At 62.8% G+C, this 17,057-nt stretch carries 12 protein-coding genes and 1 other RNA gene; 8 read left to right on the top strand and 5 right to left on the bottom strand.

Going from position 1 to position 17,057, the window contains the following annotated elements; translation table 11 throughout:
• Positions 1 to 207 precede the first annotated feature (207 nt).
• The 4 genes from BSG19_RS01940 (at position 208) to BSG19_RS01925 (ending at position 10,197) form a co-directional block, all read left to right on the top strand.
• Positions 208 to 1,428: an efflux RND transporter periplasmic adaptor subunit gene (locus tag BSG19_RS01940; protein ID WP_092984324.1), complete on the top strand. Its 1,221-nt coding sequence runs from the start codon at positions 208 to 210 to the stop codon at positions 1,426 to 1,428.
• Positions 1,425 to 4,580 carry an efflux RND transporter permease subunit gene (locus tag BSG19_RS01935; protein WP_092984323.1) on the top strand — a complete coding sequence of 1,052 codons (3,156 nt, stop codon included), beginning with the start codon at positions 1,425 to 1,427 and terminating at the stop codon, positions 4,578 to 4,580. The genes BSG19_RS01940 and BSG19_RS01935 overlap by 4 nt, the downstream gene beginning before the upstream one ends.
• 188 nt (positions 4,581 to 4,768) lie before the next feature.
• Positions 4,769 to 6,175, top strand: a complete 1,407-nt coding sequence (locus tag BSG19_RS01930) for an FAD-binding oxidoreductase (protein WP_092984321.1) — start codon at positions 4,769 to 4,771, stop codon at positions 6,173 to 6,175.
• Positions 6,176 to 6,375: 200 nt separating this feature from the next.
• On the top strand, positions 6,376 to 10,197 hold the full coding sequence (locus BSG19_RS01925; protein ID WP_092984319.1) for an AsmA family protein: 3,822 nt from the start codon (positions 6,376 to 6,378) through the stop codon (positions 10,195 to 10,197).
• 94 nt (positions 10,198 to 10,291) lie between these two features.
• On the opposite strand, the gene BSG19_RS01920 is transcribed toward BSG19_RS01925, so the two are convergent.
• The 5 genes from BSG19_RS01920 to BSG19_RS01900 all read right to left on the bottom strand — a co-directional run bounded on the left by BSG19_RS01920 (position 10,292) and on the right by BSG19_RS01900 (position 12,938).
• On the bottom strand, positions 10,292 to 10,546 hold the full coding sequence (locus BSG19_RS01920; RefSeq protein WP_092984317.1) for a ribbon-helix-helix domain-containing protein: 255 nt from the start codon (positions 10,544 to 10,546) through the stop codon (positions 10,292 to 10,294).
• Positions 10,547 to 10,619: 73 nt separating this feature from the next.
• Positions 10,620 to 10,829 (bottom strand): DUF4169 family protein, encoded by a 210-nt coding sequence (locus BSG19_RS01915; RefSeq protein ID WP_092984315.1) that lies wholly within the window; start codon positions 10,827 to 10,829, stop codon positions 10,620 to 10,622.
• Positions 10,830 to 10,835: 6 nt separating this feature from the next.
• Complete coding sequence (locus BSG19_RS01910; RefSeq protein ID WP_092984313.1) at positions 10,836 to 11,378, bottom strand: SspB family protein; 543 nt, start codon at positions 11,376 to 11,378, stop codon at positions 10,836 to 10,838.
• Positions 11,379 to 11,577: 199 nt separating this feature from the next.
• Positions 11,578 to 11,976, bottom strand: a transfer-messenger RNA (tmRNA) gene (gene ssrA / locus BSG19_RS01905).
• A gap of 83 nt (positions 11,977 to 12,059) precedes the next feature.
• Positions 12,060 to 12,938 carry a transglutaminase-like domain-containing protein gene (locus tag BSG19_RS01900; RefSeq protein WP_092984311.1) on the bottom strand — a complete coding sequence of 293 codons (879 nt, stop codon included), beginning with the start codon at positions 12,936 to 12,938 and terminating at the stop codon, positions 12,060 to 12,062.
• Between the two features lie 320 nt (positions 12,939 to 13,258).
• Here BSG19_RS01900 and BSG19_RS01895 point away from each other — a divergent pair, with 320 nt between their 5' ends.
• From BSG19_RS01895 to BSG19_RS01880, 4 genes are all read left to right on the top strand, one after another.
• Entirely contained in the window at positions 13,259 to 14,053 is a 795-nt protein-coding gene (locus tag BSG19_RS01895; RefSeq protein ID WP_092984309.1) for a thymidylate synthase, read from the top strand.
• Complete coding sequence (locus BSG19_RS01890; RefSeq protein ID WP_092984307.1) at positions 14,050 to 14,580, top strand: dihydrofolate reductase; 531 nt, start codon at positions 14,050 to 14,052, stop codon at positions 14,578 to 14,580. Before BSG19_RS01895 ends, BSG19_RS01890 begins: the two co-directional genes overlap by 4 nt.
• A gap of 169 nt (positions 14,581 to 14,749) precedes the next feature.
• Positions 14,750 to 15,895, top strand: coding sequence for an FtsH protease activity modulator HflK (gene hflK, locus BSG19_RS01885; RefSeq protein ID WP_092984305.1), 1,146 nt, complete (start codon positions 14,750 to 14,752; stop codon positions 15,893 to 15,895).
• Positions 15,892 to 16,833 (top strand): protease modulator HflC, encoded by a 942-nt coding sequence (locus BSG19_RS01880; RefSeq protein ID WP_092984303.1) that lies wholly within the window; start codon positions 15,892 to 15,894, stop codon positions 16,831 to 16,833. The genes hflK and BSG19_RS01880 overlap by 4 nt, the downstream gene beginning before the upstream one ends.
• Positions 16,834 to 17,057 lie beyond the last annotated feature (224 nt).

The raw sequence follows: 17,057 nt of genomic DNA, 5'->3' as shown, positions 1-17,057 counted from the left end.
CGAAAGGCCAGAATTGCGTTCTTCTTTTATTCCGCGCCGTTGGGGATGAAGATGGACGGAACCAAGGAAATCCATCATCATTACAATTGCGTAATGATAAGCATGCGGGATTGCGTGACATGCGCGCTGCCCGGTACTTTGGGACAAACCGCCGCATTCCGATTATCTCAATCACCCTGTCCGGGAATGCCGACTTCGGAGACCTGCATGCAGATCTGGAAACAGCTGGTCCTCAGCCTCGTCATTCTCCTTGTCGGCCTTGCCGCATGGGTGCGTTTTGTCCCGTCCGCCGGCCCGTTGCTCGTGTCGGTCGGTGTGCCCGGGAGCGTGGTCGCACTGGTCGCGCCATCGGCTGCGCCGGGCGAGAAGGGGCGGGAAAAAGCCGGGCAGGCGGGAGCCCAGCGTGCAGGTAGTGGCAATCAGACACCGCTTGTCGTGACGGAGGCTGCGGGAACGGCGCTTGTCAACGATCGGCTGAACGCGATCGGCAATGGCGAGGCTATCCTGTCCGTGACCGTGACCCCGCTTTCGACCGGTAACCTGACGGAGGTGTTGGTGAAATCCGGTGAGCGCATCGAACAGGGACAGGTGATCGCCAAGCTCGACCGCGACGAGCAGGTGCTGGCCGTTGCGCAGGCCAAGGTGCAGCTGGATGCCGCACGCGACAAGGTGGAGCGTAACCGCCGCCTCGGCAATGCGGTTTCGATCGCGACGCTGCGGGAAGCGGAGTTTGCCGAACAAGCGGCGGAACTCGCGCTGAAGACAGCTGAGCTCGATCTCACGCGGCGCGACATCGTCGCTCCCTCCAAGGGCATCGTCGGCATCATCACCGTCAACCCCGGCGATTACGTGACCACATCAACGCCGATTGCCGTCGTGGATGACCGGTCCCAGATCCTCGTCGATTTCTGGGTTCCCGAACGGTTCGCAAACAACATCAAGGTCGGCCAGGAGGTCTCCGCCGTTGCGGTCGCGCAGGTGACGCGCCAGCTCACCGGGGCGATACACGCCATCGACAACCGGATCGACCAGGCGAGCCGGACGCTTCGTGTGCGAGCGCGCCTCGAAAATCCGGACGACAGTCTGAGGGCCGGCATGTCCTTCTCTGTCAGCGTCCGCTTCCCCGGTGACAGCTATCCCACCGTCAATCCGCTCGCGGTGCAGTGGAGCGCGGATGGCTCCTATGTCTGGCGTGTGGTGGACAGCAAGGCCGAGCGCGTTCCGGTGACGATCATCCAGCGCAACTCGGACAAGGTGCTGGTGGATGCCAAGCTCGAGAAGGGCGACATGGTCGCGACGGAAGGCGTACAGCGGCTGAGGGACGGCGGCGAGGTGAAGGTCGCCAATGCGCCGGCGCGCGGCGGGCAGGCAGCCGACCAGAAGGTTTCGAGCGCACAACCTGTGACGACGGCGGAGGCGGCGCGATGAGCGGCGCTCACGAGACAGGCGCGGGTGGCTCTGCGGGCTTTACCGCCCTTTTCATCCGGCGACCGATCTTCGCGCTTGTGGTCAATACGCTGATCATCGTCGCCGGCCTAGCAGCGTTGAACGGCGTCGAGATCCGCGAACTGCCGGAAGTCGACCAGCCGGTCGTGTCCGTCAATACGCGCTTTGAAGGTGCCGCGCCCGAAACGGTCGACCGGGAGCTGACCTCCGTCATCGAAGGCGCTGTGTCGCGCGTGCAGGGCATCAAGGACATCTCGTCCACCTCGCAATATGCGCAGAGCCGGGTTACACTTCAGTTTAGCGACACGACCGATATCGGCCAGGCGTCCAACGATGTGCGCGACGCGCTCGGTCGCGTGACGAACGACCTTCCGGACGGCGCCGACGCGCCGCAGATCGTGAAGGCCGACGCGGACAGCCAGCCGATCCTTCGCCTCGCGCTCACCTCCGACACGCTGTCAATGGAGGACCTGACGCTGCTGGCCGAAAACGAGGTGACCGACCGGCTCGCCTCCGTAGAAGGTGTGGCCGATGTTCAGCTGAACGGCGATCAGGAGAAGATCTTCCGCATCGACGTCAATCAGGGAAAGCTTGCAGCGCGCGGCCTCAACGTGGCCAACCTGCGCTCGGCGCTGGCCACCGCTTCGCTCGACGTTCCCGCGGGGTCGCTCACCAGCGCCAATCAGGATCTCTCCGTCCGCGCGACCGCCGACCTGCAGACGCCGGAGCAGTTCGAGAAGGTGATTCTCGGGTCGAATGTGCGCCTCGGCGATGTTGCGACGGTGACGATGGGCCCCGATATCGGGACATCGTCGCTCCGCTCGGGCGGCAAGCAGGGGATCGGCCTCGGCATCATCCGGCAGGCGCAGTCGAACACGCTGGACATATCGAATGGCGTGAAGACGACAGTGGCCGAGATCGGCAAGATCCTGCCGCCGGGCACCGAACTCACCATTACCAGTGACGATGCCGTCTTCATTCAGGGCGCCATCCACGAGGTGGAAATCGCGCTCGTCGCCTCCGTCATCATCGTGACGGTTGTCATCTACATGTTCCTGCTCGACTGGCGGGCGACGCTCATTCCCGTGCTCACCATGCCGATCGCGCTGATCGGCACCTGCGCCGCCATTTATATGGCCGGCTTCTCTATCAATATTCTCACCCTGCTCGCGATCGTGCTGGCCACCGGCCTTGTTGTGGATGATGCGATCGTCGTGCTGGAGAACATCGTGCGACGGCGAAGCGAGGGAATGGGGCCGCGGGCGGCCGCCGTTCTCGGGACTCTGGAAGTCTTCTTCGCGGTCATCGCGACGACGGCGACGCTTGCGGCCGTCTTCATTCCGCTGTCCTTCCTGCCGGGGCAGACGGGTGGTCTCTTCCGCGAGTTCGGTTTCGTTCTAGCCTTCGCCATCATTCTCTCCGCCTTCGTCGCGCTGACGTTCTGCCCCATGCTCGCATCGCGGATGCTGAAGGCGCAGCATGACGGGCATGGCCATAGCGGTTTCCTGGGCCGTCTCGGCGGCATGTTCGCGCGGGGATATCGTCGCTCGCTGAAGGCCTGTCTCGATTCGCCGCTCGTCGTGTTTCTTGTCGCCGTCATGGTCGTCATTGCCGGCGGCATCGCGTTCACGACGCTCCCGTCCGAACTCACGCCGACGGAGGACCGGGCGCGCATCCTCCTGCGGATGCAGGCGCCGCAGGGTGTCTCGCTCGATTACACGCAGGCGCAGATGCGCCGGGTGGAGGATGCCTTGCAGCCGATGGTGAAGGCCGGCGAGATCGCCAATGTCTATTCCATCTCGGGGCAGGGTGGTTCGGTGAATAACGGCTTCATGGTGATATCGCTGTCGCCCTGGGGTGATCGCGAGCGGACGCAGCAGCAGATTTCGCGCGAGATCTCGCGCCTGTCAGCCGAGATTCCGTCGATCCGCGTGTTTCCGGTCCAGCCAAACAGCCTTGGCATTCGCGGCGCCGGCAACGGTCTGCAACTGGCGCTGGTCGGCAATGATTATACCGCGCTCGGCGATGCCGCCGCCAAGCTGGTGCGGCAGATGGAGGATAGCGGCCGCTTTGAAAACGTCCGCCTGAACTACGAGGCGAACCAGGCGCAGCTGTCCGTGACCATCGACCGGGAGCGGGCTTCCGACCTCGGCATCGATATCAACGGCTTGTCGGCGGCGCTTCAGGCCATGCTCGACGGCAACAGCGTCATCGACGTTTATGTCGAAGGCGAGGCCTATCCGGTAAAGCTGCTCTCGACCACCAATCCGGTCAACGATCCGACCGACCTGCAAAACCTGTTCCTCAAGACGGCCGATGGCAAGATCGTGCCGATGTCGTCCATCGCCAGCGTCAAGGAGCAGGCGGTCGCACCGCAGCTTTCGCGCGAATCGCAGCTACGCGCCGTGTCTCTCTCTGCGGGGCTTGCGCCCGGCATCGGCCTTGGCGAGGCGCTTGCCTATGCCGAGCAGGTGGCCAAGCCGCTGCTCCCGGCCGGCTCCCGCGTGGTGCCGCTGGCGGAAGCCGCGACCCTCAACGAGAACTCGGGCGCGCTGTTCGTCACCTTCGGCTTTGCCATCGTCATCATCTTCCTCGTGCTGGCCGCCCAGTTCGAAAGCCTGATCAGCGGCCTCGTCATCATGTCCACGGTGCCTCTGGGGCTCGCCTGCGCCGTGTTTGCGATGATCCTCACGGGCAACACGCTGAACATCTACAGCCAGATCGGGCTGGTTCTGCTGGTCGGCATCATGGCGAAGAACGGCATCCTGATCGTCGAGTTCGCCAATCAGCTGCGAGATCGCGGGCAGGGGCTGCGCGAGGCGATCGAGAATGCTTCGAACATACGGCTTCGTCCCGTGATGATGACGATGATCGCGACCATTGTCGGCGCCGTGCCGCTCGTGCTTGCCAGCGGCGCTGGCGCGGAGGCGCGCGTCGCGCTCGGCTGGGTGCTCGTCGGTGGCCTCGGGCTTGCGACGGTCGTCACGCTCTACCTCACGCCGGTCGCCTATCTCGCTATCGCACGATTTTCCAAGCCGCAGGTCGATGAGGAGAGGCGGCTTCAGCGCGAGCTCGATGCGGCTTACGGCATTCAGGAGGTCGAGCCGCAGGAGACGCTGCGCGCGGCGGAATAGGATCGTGCGCGCAATATCTTGTTCCGAATCGACGCACCTGTGGCGCTTGCGTGCCACGCGCTTCCGAAATGCGGCGTGATGCTCGTGCGACGAAGGAGGTGCTGGACAAAGTGATTCCGGATTCTACAGTAGGGCATTGATATTTCAGCAGGACCGCAGACAAGAGCATGCGGTGGAGGATGCGGTCGATGGCTCTCAAAGCGATCAGGTCGGGCGTTCGCAACGAGACAGGCATCGTCGAGGCGATTGCAGCGCTGAAGGGCCGGTTCGGCGAGCACTTGCAGACGGGCCACGCGATCCGGGCTCAGCATGCGCACACGACCACATATATCCCGGCACAGCTGCCGGATGCGGTGGTGTTTCCGGAAACCAGTGCCGACGTTCAGGCGATTGTCGGGGTCGCCGCAGAAAACCGGGTCCCTCTGATCCCGTTCGGAACGGGTTCGTCGCTTGAAGGGCATGTCAATGCGCCCCATGGCGGCATCAGCATCGACATGAGCCGCATGAACCGCGTCCTCTCCGTCAACGAAAGCGATCTCGATTGCACGGTCGAGCCGGGCATCACGCGGGAGGAACTGAACAGGGAGTTGCGCGCGACCGGGCTTTTCTTCCCGATCGACCCGGGCGCCAATGCATCGATCGGCGGCATGGCATCCACACGCGCCTCGGGCACCAATGCGGTGCGCTATGGCACCATGCGGGAAAACGTTCTCGCGGTGACAGCCGTGATCGCCGACGGGCGCGAGATCCGCACGGCGCGCAGGGCGCGCAAATCCTCGACAGGCTACGATCTTACGCGGCTGTTCGTTGGGGCCGAGGGAACGCTCGGCGTGCTGACCTCGGTTACCTTGCGGCTGCACGGTATTCCCGAAACGATCGCAGGTGGCGTCTGCTCCTTCCCGGATGTCGGTTCCGCCTGCAACGCGGTCATTCTCACCATCCAGTCCGGTATTCCTGTCGCGCGGATCGAGCTTCTGGATGAAACGCAGGTGAAGGCGAGCAATGCCTATTCCGGTCTCCACCTGCCGGAAATGCCGACGCTCTTTGTCGAGTTCCATGGAAGCGCGGAAAGCGTAAAGATGCAATCCACCGCCTTTGCCGAGATCGTCGAGGCGTTCGGCGGCGGTAACTTCAGCTGGACATCGAATGCCGATGAGCGAGCCGTGCTCTGGAAGGCGCGTCACAACGCCTACTGGGCGCAGAAGGCGTTGCGGCCGGACTTCGCGATGTTGTCCACAGACGTCTGCGTGCCGATTTCGCGCCTGGCGGAATGCGTCGAGGCGACGCGCGAGGATATCGCCGCGAACGACCTGATCGCGCCCATCGTCGGCCATGCCGGCGACGGGAACTTTCATGTCGGCCTCCTGTTCGACGACAAGGATCCGGCCTATGTCGATCGGGCAGAGGCGTTCGTGGAGCGGCTGAATGCGCGGGCGCTGGCCATGGACGGAACGTGTACGGGCGAGCATGGTATCGGGCAGGGCAAGGTGCCGTTTCTGGAGGCGGAGCTCGGCGATGCGCTGGACCTGATGCGTCAGGTCAAGCGGGCTATAGACCCGCAGGGAATCTTCAATCCGGGTAAGATTTTTACGTGAAGAACGAGAATTCGCCGCCGTGCCATGCTACTGCATCGCCTGCGCGGTGCCTCGCCTGCAAGGGAATGACGGCAGATATTTGATGCGCGCCGGCCGGCATCTCGACGTCGTTAACGACACGGGGTGCAGGGCGGTAAGGCCAAAAGGATACACCGGCTCGTTGTGGGCTCGTGGCAGGATCGGACAGGACGTAAGGCTCGGTGCTTTCGCGTATTTTCGTCATCGTCGGCGGTTTGTTTGTGCTCGCGCTGTTTGCTGCGCTGATCGCGCCGCTGTTCATCGACTGGACGGATTTCCGAAAGGACTTCGAGCGTGAAGCCGGCCGCATCATCGGGCAGCCGGTGGTCGTGCATGGCAGTGTCGATGCGCGGCTGATCCCCTTTCCCTCTGTCACTCTCAACGACGTTCGTATCGGCGAGACCGAAGCCGGCGCGCCTTTGGTGCAAGTCGAGCATTTCTCCATGGATGCCGAGCTTGCGCCGTTCCTTTCAGGCGAGGCGCTGATCTTCGACATGCGGCTGGACAAGCCGAAGGCGAAGATGCGTCTGCTGCCGGATGGTACGCTCGACTGGGCGCGTGGTCGCCGCGCCGCGATCCCCGCAAAGACAGTGGTGCTCGAAAACGTCGAGATCACCGATGGCGAGATCGAGTTCATCGACGAGCAGACCGGGCGGACGCGTGAAATAACGGGGTTGAACGCCGATCTTTCCGCCCGCACGCTTGCCGGGCCATGGAAGGTCGAGGGGCGGGCGGCGCTCGATGGAGAAGCCGGCAGTTTCTCCTTCTCCAGCAGCGAGCCGCTGGAAGGCGGTGGATTGCCGCTGCGGGCGCGGCTGACGCCCGACAAGCGCCCTTTCGGCGTCGATCTCGAAGGCGAACTGAAGATTGTGGAGTTTCGCCCGGTCTATCAGGGCAAATTCACCATGACGGAGAACCGGCCGGCCGATGCGCAGAAGCGCGAGGACGATGCGGCTGCGCTCAGGATCAACGGACAATTCGAACTGACCAACGACCGGATCCGCGTGCCGGACTATCGGGTCGAGGTCGGCCCGCGGGACGATCCCTACCTCGTGACCGGCGAGGCGACGCTCGATACCGGCAAGGTCCCGGAGTTCCTGCTTCTGGCAGACGGACAGCAGATCGACGTCAGCCGTATCGGCGGCAATACGGGCGCGGCCGGCAAGACCGGGCGCGATCCCGCAATCTCGATCCGTCAGCGACTTTCCGCCATGATGGAGATCGTTGCCAACATTCCCATTCCACAGGTGCCGGGCCGGGCGAGCCTCAAACTTCCTGCCATCGTCATCGGCGACACGACCGTGCGCGACGTGCGGCTTGACCTTCGCCCCGATGGCGCGGGATGGATGATCGACAACGCCGTGGCGCAGTTTCCCGGCCGGACGCAACTCGAAGCGAAGGGGCGGCTGAACCTTTCCGGCCAGCGCGCTTTCCGTGGGGACCTTCTGGTCGCCTCAAACCAGCCTTCGGGGCTTGCCTCCTGGCTGGCGGGTTCCGTCGATCCCGCCATCCGCCGCCTTCGCACGGCCGGCTTTTCCGCGACCGTCAACCTGACGGATACGCTGCAACAGTTCGAGCGTCTGGAAGTTGCGGTAGGTCCGGCAACGCTCAATGGCCGCGTGGAGCGGCAGGCGCTGAACGGCGTTCCCCCGACGCTTTCCCTTCAACTGAAGGGCAATCGCATCGATCTGGAAGCGCTACAGGCGTTGACCGGGCTCGTTGCGGGTGATGCCTCCTATGAAACGCTTCTGTCGCACACCATCGCCGCCGATATTTCGGCCGACACCCTGCTGGCGTTCGGCGAGGAAGCGCGGGACGTGCAACTGGTCGCAACGCTGAAGAACGGGCAGTTGCAGGCGGAACGCGCATCCATCGGCAGCATCGCCGGTGCGCAGCTCGCGGCCTCCGGCCGTCTTGGCGGCACGCTGGCCGCACCTATCGTTTCCGCCAAGATGAAGATCGCGGCGCCCGACATGACCTCGTTCTTCCAGATGGTCGAGCGGCATGCGGCAGCTCATCCCATCCTCGCGCGGCTCGCCCGCAGCGGCGGATATTACAATGATGCCGCGCTGGACGTGACGCTGACGGCCGGCAGCCGCGAGGGCGATGCACCCGTGACGTTCGGCATTGTCGGCACGGCCGGCGGCAGCCGGGTCGCGGCGAACTACCAGGCGCCAACGATCGCGCAGGCGCTCGAAGGCCAAGGCATCTTCCTGGAGGCGACCCTGGAGAATCCTTCCAGTCTTGCGCTGCTCGGGCAGGCCGGTTTCGATCCGCTGCCGTTCGACACGGATGCCAACGGTCTCCTTTCTATCAAGCTGCAGAGCACGGAAGGCGACAAGGCCTCGGGGACGCTGAGTTTCACGACGGAAAAAACGGCGCTCAACGCCAGCGGCGAGATCGACCTGTCGCGAGACCGCTTCCTTAGCGGGCAGACGAAGCTGACGCTGGAAAGCCAGGATTTCGAGCCGTTTCTGCTGGTGCAGGGCATCGCGCTGCCGCAGACGGGCACGGGCCTGCCGCTGAGCCTGAAGAGCGACGTGACCGTGACGCCGGAGGCAGTGACGCTTTCCGCCTTGGAAGGGAAGGCGGACCGAAACGGTTTTACGGGTCAGATTGCCTTCGACCGCACCGTGACCGGCAAGGCCACAGGTCAGTTGGCCGTCGATACGCTTGATCTTGCATGGGCAGCGGAGGGCTTGCTCGGCCCCGTGCAGGATCCGCTCGAGGGAACACTGGCGACCTCCCCGGTCGCGCCGGTGGCGTGGAGCGGCTACGTTATCGCGCTCGACCTCACCGCAAAGCAGGTTTGGCCCGGTGTCTACGGCGCCATTTCCAACCTGATCGGCAAAGTCGTCTGGAAAGGCGATCAGCTTGAAATAACGGATGCTGCCGGCGAATGGCTCGGCGGAAAGATGTCCGGACGGATGTTGCTGGGTAACGGCAACGGGTCCGGATTTTTGCAGGCCCGGGTCGATCTTGCAGGTGGCGATCTCTCGGCGGCAGCCTGGAAGACATCCGGCGCCTCGGTTGCCAACGGCCGGTTCGATCTGTCGCTGGCGCTCGAAGCGTCCGGCAAGACGGCGAGGGGCATGGCGGAGTCGGCGAGCGGCTCCGGTGCCGTCAATCTATCGGATCTGACCGTTCGCGGACTGAATGTCGGCGCGATGCCTGCAATTCTTGCCGGTGCCGATCGCCTTGAAGGCGAGATTACGCCTGCCGCCGTGGAGCCGATCGCCCGTCCGGCCATTCTCTCCGGCGACGCAGCGCTTGGTACGGTCAAGGTGCCCTTCAGCATCGCGGGCGGTACGTTGCGCGCGCAGAACGTGACGTCAAAGGTCGAAGGTGCGACGGTGACGGGCAATGCGGATGTATCGCTGCCGGACCAGACGCTGAATGCCGCCTTGCAGGTCGTCTTCAATGCCGGTGACCAGACGGTTGCAGGTGCCGAACCACAGGTGGAACTCTCCTACACCGGCGCACTGGATACACCGGGCTTCCAGTTGAAGACGGGAGAACTTGCAAGCTTTCTGTCGCTGCGCGCCTTCGAGCGCGAGCGGCGTGGGGTGGAAATCCTCCAGGCCAACGTGCTGGAGAAGCAGCGCCTGCGCCGGGAAGCCGCTCTCTACAAGGCGCAGGCCGATCAGCGCGAGGCGGACCGCGTGCGTGCCGCAGAAGAGCAGCGGCGCCGTGCGCTTGCGCGTGAGGAGGCGGCGCGGCAGAAGGCCGAAGCCGAAGCGCGGGCAGCTGCCGCCGCCAAGGCTGCGGCGGAAGCCAAGGCGATTGCAGACCAGTGGGCCGCGCAGGCGGAACGCATGGCCGCCGAAAAGAAGGCCGCGGCAGACGCGCGTGATGCAGCACGGGCGGCGGAACAAGAACGCCAGCGACGTCTGATGCCGGTCGATCCCGGTGAACAGGTGGAGCGCGGCGGCACGCTATCGGCGCCGGGTACACCACCGGACAGGCTGAACTTTCAGACATTGCCGGGTGTGACACCGCAATAGTCGGCCCGAGACGCTTGGCACGCGCAGGAGCGGTATGCATAGCGCTGAAGCATCTTTGATGTGCCGGTTCTAAGAATTGCAGTCACCGCAACCTTCAGGTCCGGTCTGCCGTCTCGCCTTGGGGTGTTGGAGAGGCGGCATCCGGCGCCTTCACCCAGGCAAGAACGTATACTCTCAATGCGGAGGACAGGTTGCTGTCGGCTGGCCGGGCATCGTCTATCTCCGCGATGAGACGGGCAAGTGGTATGGCGCGGGCGCCAGCGATGGCTTTCAGCTCCTGCCAGAAGGGGTCTTCCAGCGAAAAGCTCGTGCGGTGGCCGTGAAGGGTAGCAGAGTGCTTTTTCAGCATGGGGGCCGTGCCGTTGGAGCGGCTTGTTCGTCGCTGATACCGGGTGACGCCAGCACGTCAGCCCGTCGCGGGATCAGTCCTTGTCCTGCCGGTCGCCCTTGGCTGGCGTCTCCAGCCGGCCTTGATCCAGCCGGCGCTCGGACGTTTCGTTCAGCGCTTTCGTCAGCGTTTTCTCGACCTTGGTACGGCCGAACGTAATGCGGTTCTGTTCCGCCGCCTTCTCGTCCCGGGAGCGGGTCTTCTGCTTGCGAAATTGTCGGAGATTGACGACGTCGCCGGCCATGAAGTGTCAGTTCTTCTTGCGGAAAGCGTCGAGAGACACCACGGAAGCACCGGGCTTGCCGTCATCGGTCTTCGGCGCCTCCGCGTCCGTATCTTCGTCACCTTCGACGATCATAACGGGACGCTCCGCGGTCACGCCGGGATATGCGGTGATCTCGGCGGATTCCGTTTCCGTATCCTCGTCCTCGGCGACGGCGACATCGAATTCCAGCTCGAAATTGACAGACGGGTCATAGAAGCCGCGAATCGCGTTGAACGGAATAACCAGCTTTTCCGGCGTATCCGAGAAGGAGAGGCCGATTTCGAACAATGATTCCGTGACCTTCAGGTCCCAGAACTGATGTTGAACGACGATGGTCATCTGCTCGGCATATTTGGATTTCAGATGCTGGGAGATCCGCACGCCCGGCGCGCCTGTCAGGAATGTGATGAAGAAGTGGTGATCGCCCGGAAGATGGCCGGTCGCTGCAACTTCGCTCAGAACCTTGCGGATAACGCCACGCAGCGCGTCCTGTGCGAGAATGTCGTAGCGGATATGGTCCTGGCCCATCGGATCCCCGTCTTGTCTAGCTGTTTCAGTGCGCACTGCCGTCTGCCGCGCGGGCGGCATCGGACAATGCCTCGTCTATGAAACCATTTGCACTATTGATGGACGATTTCAAGGCGCAGTGGACGGAGGTCGGGAATTGGTAGGCATGCCAAGGCACCCTTGATCAGGGCTGCGGATGCATGTCGTCTGTTGGGGAGGAAGTGGAGGTTTCTGTTGCCAGGTACCTCCGAACCCCGCCTTACGGTGCGAACCGGAAGGACTTGATTTGAAGTGTCACACCGCGATTAAGCAGCGAGACGAGCTTCCGCATAGTTGTCGTTTGCAACTACTGTTTAAGCCCGATAACGGTGGTACAATGCCGAGCAAAAGTTCGATCTTTACGCCCTTGTCGATCCTATTTCGCCCCCATCAAAAGCCGGCCGCTAAGGCTTTCGCCCTTCGAATGCCCCGTTTCAAGAACATCTTCGGGCCGGTTTTTGGTGGAGGCGCCGGGTACCGCCCCCGGGTCCAATAGGTTTATTACACCGACAGTTTATTGCCATAGCCGCCTTGCGACGACATGAGAGATATAGGCGTTCCCGCAGCCGATGAAAAGGGCAAAGCGCATGGAAAAAGGGCACCGCCGCGGAAAAACGTGGTGCCCTGTCACATGTATGTCTTCCGTCTTGCCGGCCGCAGCGATCAGGCGGCGTCCTGTTCGATTTCGGCGATCTCGATCCGGTCGTCCGTCGATATGGCGTCGATTGTCCTGCCGGGTTGCTCGGCCGAGCCGTCCGCATGCTCGATGGTGATATCGACGGCGCCGGGGTCCATCAGGCCGAAAGGTGTGCAGAACGCGATTTCCGCGGCATCTCGCCCGACGCCGATGCGCACAAGGCCATCGAGATTGGCCTGGCGCGTTGCATCGAACAGCCACCAGCGGCCATCGAGATAGGCCTCGAAGACGGCATGAAAATCGGACGGACGCAGGCCGTAGGCATAGCAGCTGACGAAGCGGGCGGGGATGCCAAGTGCCCGGCAGAAGGCGATGCCGATATGAGAGAAATCGCGGCAGACGCCGGCGCGCAGCAGCAGGCTTTCATCCGCCGTCGTCTGACCATTGGAAGAACCGCGCTGGTAGTCGATATTGTTGTAGATCCAGTTGCAGATCGCCGTTACCCGCTCATGCCCCCTGGGCAGGTAGCCGAATTCGCGGAGGGCGAAAGCCGCGAGACGGTCGGACGAGACGAAGCGCGACGGCAGAAGGAAGGGCATGATGTCGAGCGGGATGTCCGCCAGGGGCGTCTCGTTGATCGTGGCGGGATCCGCCCGGAAGACATCGAGCGTGACCTCGGCGGCGTAGTTCACTTCGAGCGGGCCGGGGGCGACGTCGATCTTGAAGTAGCGGTTCTGCTCTTCGGGCACCGTATAGGTCCAGCGCGGCGTCTTCGGATTGATCGTCAGTGTTTCCACCAGATCGTGATGGCGCTGCAGCTTGGCGACTTCAAGGTTGAAGATGAAAACGGTCGGTTCGCGAACGTCATAGGTGAGGGTGCAGCCAAGCTTGTAACGGACGGTCATGGGCGCGCTTTCGAACACGGAGGATGCAAGGCGGGCGAACGCCGGGAGGTCTCGTCGCCCGGATGAAGGGTATGAGGAAGGTGCCGGGGAACGCGCTTCAGGTCAAAGAGTTCCGACGTTCTTTCGAAAATTATAAATGTCGTGAATGTCAGGTCTGTGACCGTTGCTCGAGGGTCTGTCGCTCCCCCTCAGATGCCGCGACCGACATGCTTAGATCCGTACAGGCGGCGGAAGCTAGGGACAACGGAAAGAGGGCTCTATCGCCGCCGCACCGCAGGTCTTATTCTTATGCGGACTCAAAGTTTGCGGACATGCCGATCATGAAACAGTATCTCGACCTCCTTCGCCATGTCATGGACACCGGCTCCGACCGAAGCGACCGGACGGGGACGGGGACGCGCTCGGTCTTCGGATACCAGATGCGGTTCGACCTCGCGGACGGTTTTCCGGCTCTGACGACCAAGAAACTGCATCTGCGCTCGATCATCCACGAGCTTCTCTGGTTCCTCCGCGGCGATACCAACATTGCCTATCTCAAGGAAAATGGCGTCAGCATCTGGGACGAATGGGCCGATCGTGAGGGCGATCTCGGGCCGGTCTACGGCTATCAGTGGCGTTCGTGGCCGGCGCCCGACGGTCGGCATATCGACCAGATCGCGCAGTTGGTGGAGGGGTTGAAGACCAATCCGCACTCTCGCCGCCACATCGTCTCGGCCTGGAACCCCGCGCTCGTGGACGAAATGGCGCTGCCGCCGTGCCACTGCCTGTTCCAGTTCTACGTGTCGGACGGCAAGCTGTCCTGCCAGCTTTACCAGCGTTCGGGTGACATCTTCCTCGGTATCCCGTTCAATATCGCCTCCTATGCGCTGCTGACGCTGATGGTGGCGCAGGTGACGGGGCTGAAGCCGGGCGATTTCGTGCACACGCTCGGAGATGCGCATATCTACAGCAACCATTTCGAACAGGCGCGGCTTCAGTTGACCCGGACGCCCAAGACGTTGCCAATCATGAAACTCAATCCCGATGTGAAAGACCTCTTCGCTTTCCGCTACGAGGATTTCGAGCTGGCAGACTATGAGGCCGATGCGGCGATCCGGGCGCCGATCGCGGTATGAGCGCCGCCAAGGTCGTCATCGTGGTGGCGGCCGCGCGGAACGATGTGATCGGCCGGGACGGGGATATGCCGTGGCGGCTGCCAACCGATCTCAAGCATTTCAAGGCGTTGACGCTCGGTCGCCCGGTGGTGATGGGCCGGAAGACGTGGCAATCGATCGGCCGGCCTCTACCCGGTCGCCCGAATATCGTCATCACGCGCGACGAGAGCTTTGTCGCGGAGGGCGCCGAGCGGGTCGCATCGCTGGATGATGGCGTGCGGCTGGCGAGGGAGAAGGCGGCCTCTCTCGGCGTGGACGAGGTCTGCGTCATCGGCGGCGGGCAGGTCTATCGCGATGCGATGTCCATTGCCGATGTCATTCACATGACGGTGGTCGATGCCGATATCGACGGCGATACGGTCTTTCCAGCGATCGACACCGCCATTTTCGAGAAGGTTTCCGAGATGGCTCCGCCGCGTGGGGAGAAGGATACGCATGCTGTCGTCTTCACGACCTGGCAACGGCGCACGGGTGGTCGCCGCGCGTAACGATGGCGGTTCGCTCGAACTTTAGCAATAAACAGAACGAAATTGCCTTGTTAACGCCAAAGTTATGACGCGCCGCGTTGAAAGGCTTCGGGGCGATACCTATAACGGGTTCACTTCCCAATCGGTTCCGCCGATTGCCGGAGGCGGGAGTTTAACGAAAGAGGTATGAATGCCCTGGAGCAATCAGAACGGCGGCGGCGGCGGTCCTTGGGGCGGCGGCGGTAACGGCGGCAATGGCGGTAGTGGCGGTGGTGGAAACAAAGGCCCATGGGGCCAGGGTCCCAACCGTCCGCGTGGCGGCGGCGGTGGCCGCGGCAATGGCGGTCCGCCCGACCTCGAAGAAATCTTGCGACGGGGTCAGGACCAGCTGAAGAACGTCGTTCCCGGCGGCTTCAATGGTGGTGTGGCGGCTATTATCGGCCTGCTGATCATCGGCTTCATCCTCATCAATTCCGTCTACACCGTCCAGCCGGACGAGCGTGGTGTCGAGATGCGCTTCGGCAAGCCGAAGGAAGAGATCTCCATGCCGGGCCTGCATTATCACTTCTGGCCGCTGGAAACCGTCGAGTTGGTCAAAGTCACCGAGCAGCAGCAGAATATCGGCAGCAAGTCGGTCTCGGCAGATCCTTCGTCGGCCGGCCTGATGCTGTCGGGCGACCAGAACATCGTGAACGTCCAGTTCTCGGTCCTGTTCTCGGTCACCGATCCAAAGGCCTACCTCTTCAACGTCGAAGATCCCGCAAACACCCTGCAGCAGGTCGCCGAAAGCGCCATGCGCGAGGTCGTCGGCCGTCGTCCTGCACAGGATATCTTTCGCGACAACCGTCAGGCGATCGCGCAGGACGTGAAGGCGACGATCCAGGCAACCATGGACACCTATGGCGCCGGTATCTCCGTCAATACGGTCGCAATCGAGGATGCGGCTCCGCCGCGCGAGGTTGCCGACGCGTTCGACGAGGTGCAGCGCGCCGAGCAGGACGAGGATCGTTTCGTCGAGGAATCCAACCAGTACGCCAACCAGGTGCTCGGTCGGGCCCGCGGTCAGGCGGCTCAGAACCGCGAAGAGGCGGCGGCTTACAAGGACCGCGTCGTCAAGGAAGCCCAGGGTGAGGCGCAGCGCTTCGTCTCGGTCTATGATGCCTATGCGCAGGCTCCCGAAGTGACGCGCAAGCGCCTCTATCTGGAAACCATGCAGGAGGTTCTCGGCAAGTCCAAGAAGGTCATTCTGGACGAGAAGAATGGCCAGGGCGTGCTGCCCTATCTGCCGCTCACTGAAATCGGCCGACCGGCCCCGCAGGTCGGAGGAAGCAACTGATGAATAGCCGTCTTCCCTACTTCCTGATCGCTCTGGCGGTCATCCTGATGGTCGTCTATTCCTCGGTCTTCGTCGTGACCGAGCGTCAACAGGCTGTCGTCGTCCGCTTCGGTCAGATCCAGGACGTGAAGACCGAACCGGGTCTCTACTTCAAGCTGCCCTTCGCCTTCATGGACGCCGATCGCGTCCAGTATGTCGAGGATCAGGCCCTCCGGTTTGACCTCGACAACATTCGCGTACAGGTTTCCGGCGGTAAATTCTACGAAGTGGATGCCTTCGTGGTCTATCGCATTCAGGATCCGCGTCGCTTCCGCGAAACGGTATCCGGTGACCGGTCATCGGCCGAAGCCCGTCTGCGTACGCGTCTCGATTCGTCGCTGCGTCGGGTCTACGGTCTTCGCGGTTTCGAATCGGCTCTCTCCGAAGAGCGGGCTTCGATGATGCGCGAAGTTCGTGCCGACCTGAAGAACGATGCAGAATCGCTCGGCCTCAACATTCAGGACGTTCGCATTCGCCGCACTGACTTGACGCAGGAAGTCTCGCAGCAGACCTTCGACCGCATGAAGGCGGAACGTCTCGCAGAAGCCGAACTGATCCGCGCTCGCGGTAACGAGGAAAGCCAGCGCCGCCGCGCCATCGCCGACCGTCAGGTCGTCGAGATCGTGGCCGATGCCCAGCGGGATGCGGAAATCCTGCGAGGCGAAGGCGAGGGCGAGCGGACGCGTGTGTTTGCCGATGCCTTCTCTCGCGATCCAGGCTTCTTCGAGTTCTACCGCTCGATGACCGCTTATGGTTCTGCGATTGCAAGCCCGGATACGACGCTGGTGATTTCGCCTGACTCGGAGTTCTTCCGCTTCTTCAACAGCTCTCAGGGCGCCCCCCTGCCGTCTGCGGCACCTGCTGCTCCCGCCCCCCTGGCGGCGCCGGCTGCGAACTGAGCGAAAAAGAACCACAGGATAAAAGAAGGGGCCGGCAGCAATGCCGGCCCCTTCTTTCTTGACGGCATGCGCTCGGGATGGCAGGGCAAAGCCTGCAGGGCGGTGCATCTCCCATGTCCGGCCCTCAATGAATGGTTTAACCTGCTGCTGGTGTGCAGCAGACGTTACGTCCACACGCTTGCTGCCCGTCAGGCCCGATGTCGGAAGCCTTCGATCCGGAGCCG

The sequence above is a fragment of the Rhizobium sp. NFR03 genome (assembly GCF_900111275.1).
In the GTDB taxonomy this organism is placed as follows: domain Bacteria; phylum Pseudomonadota; class Alphaproteobacteria; order Rhizobiales; family Rhizobiaceae; genus Ferranicluibacter.
This window is presented reverse-complemented; position numbering and strand designations above follow the sequence as displayed.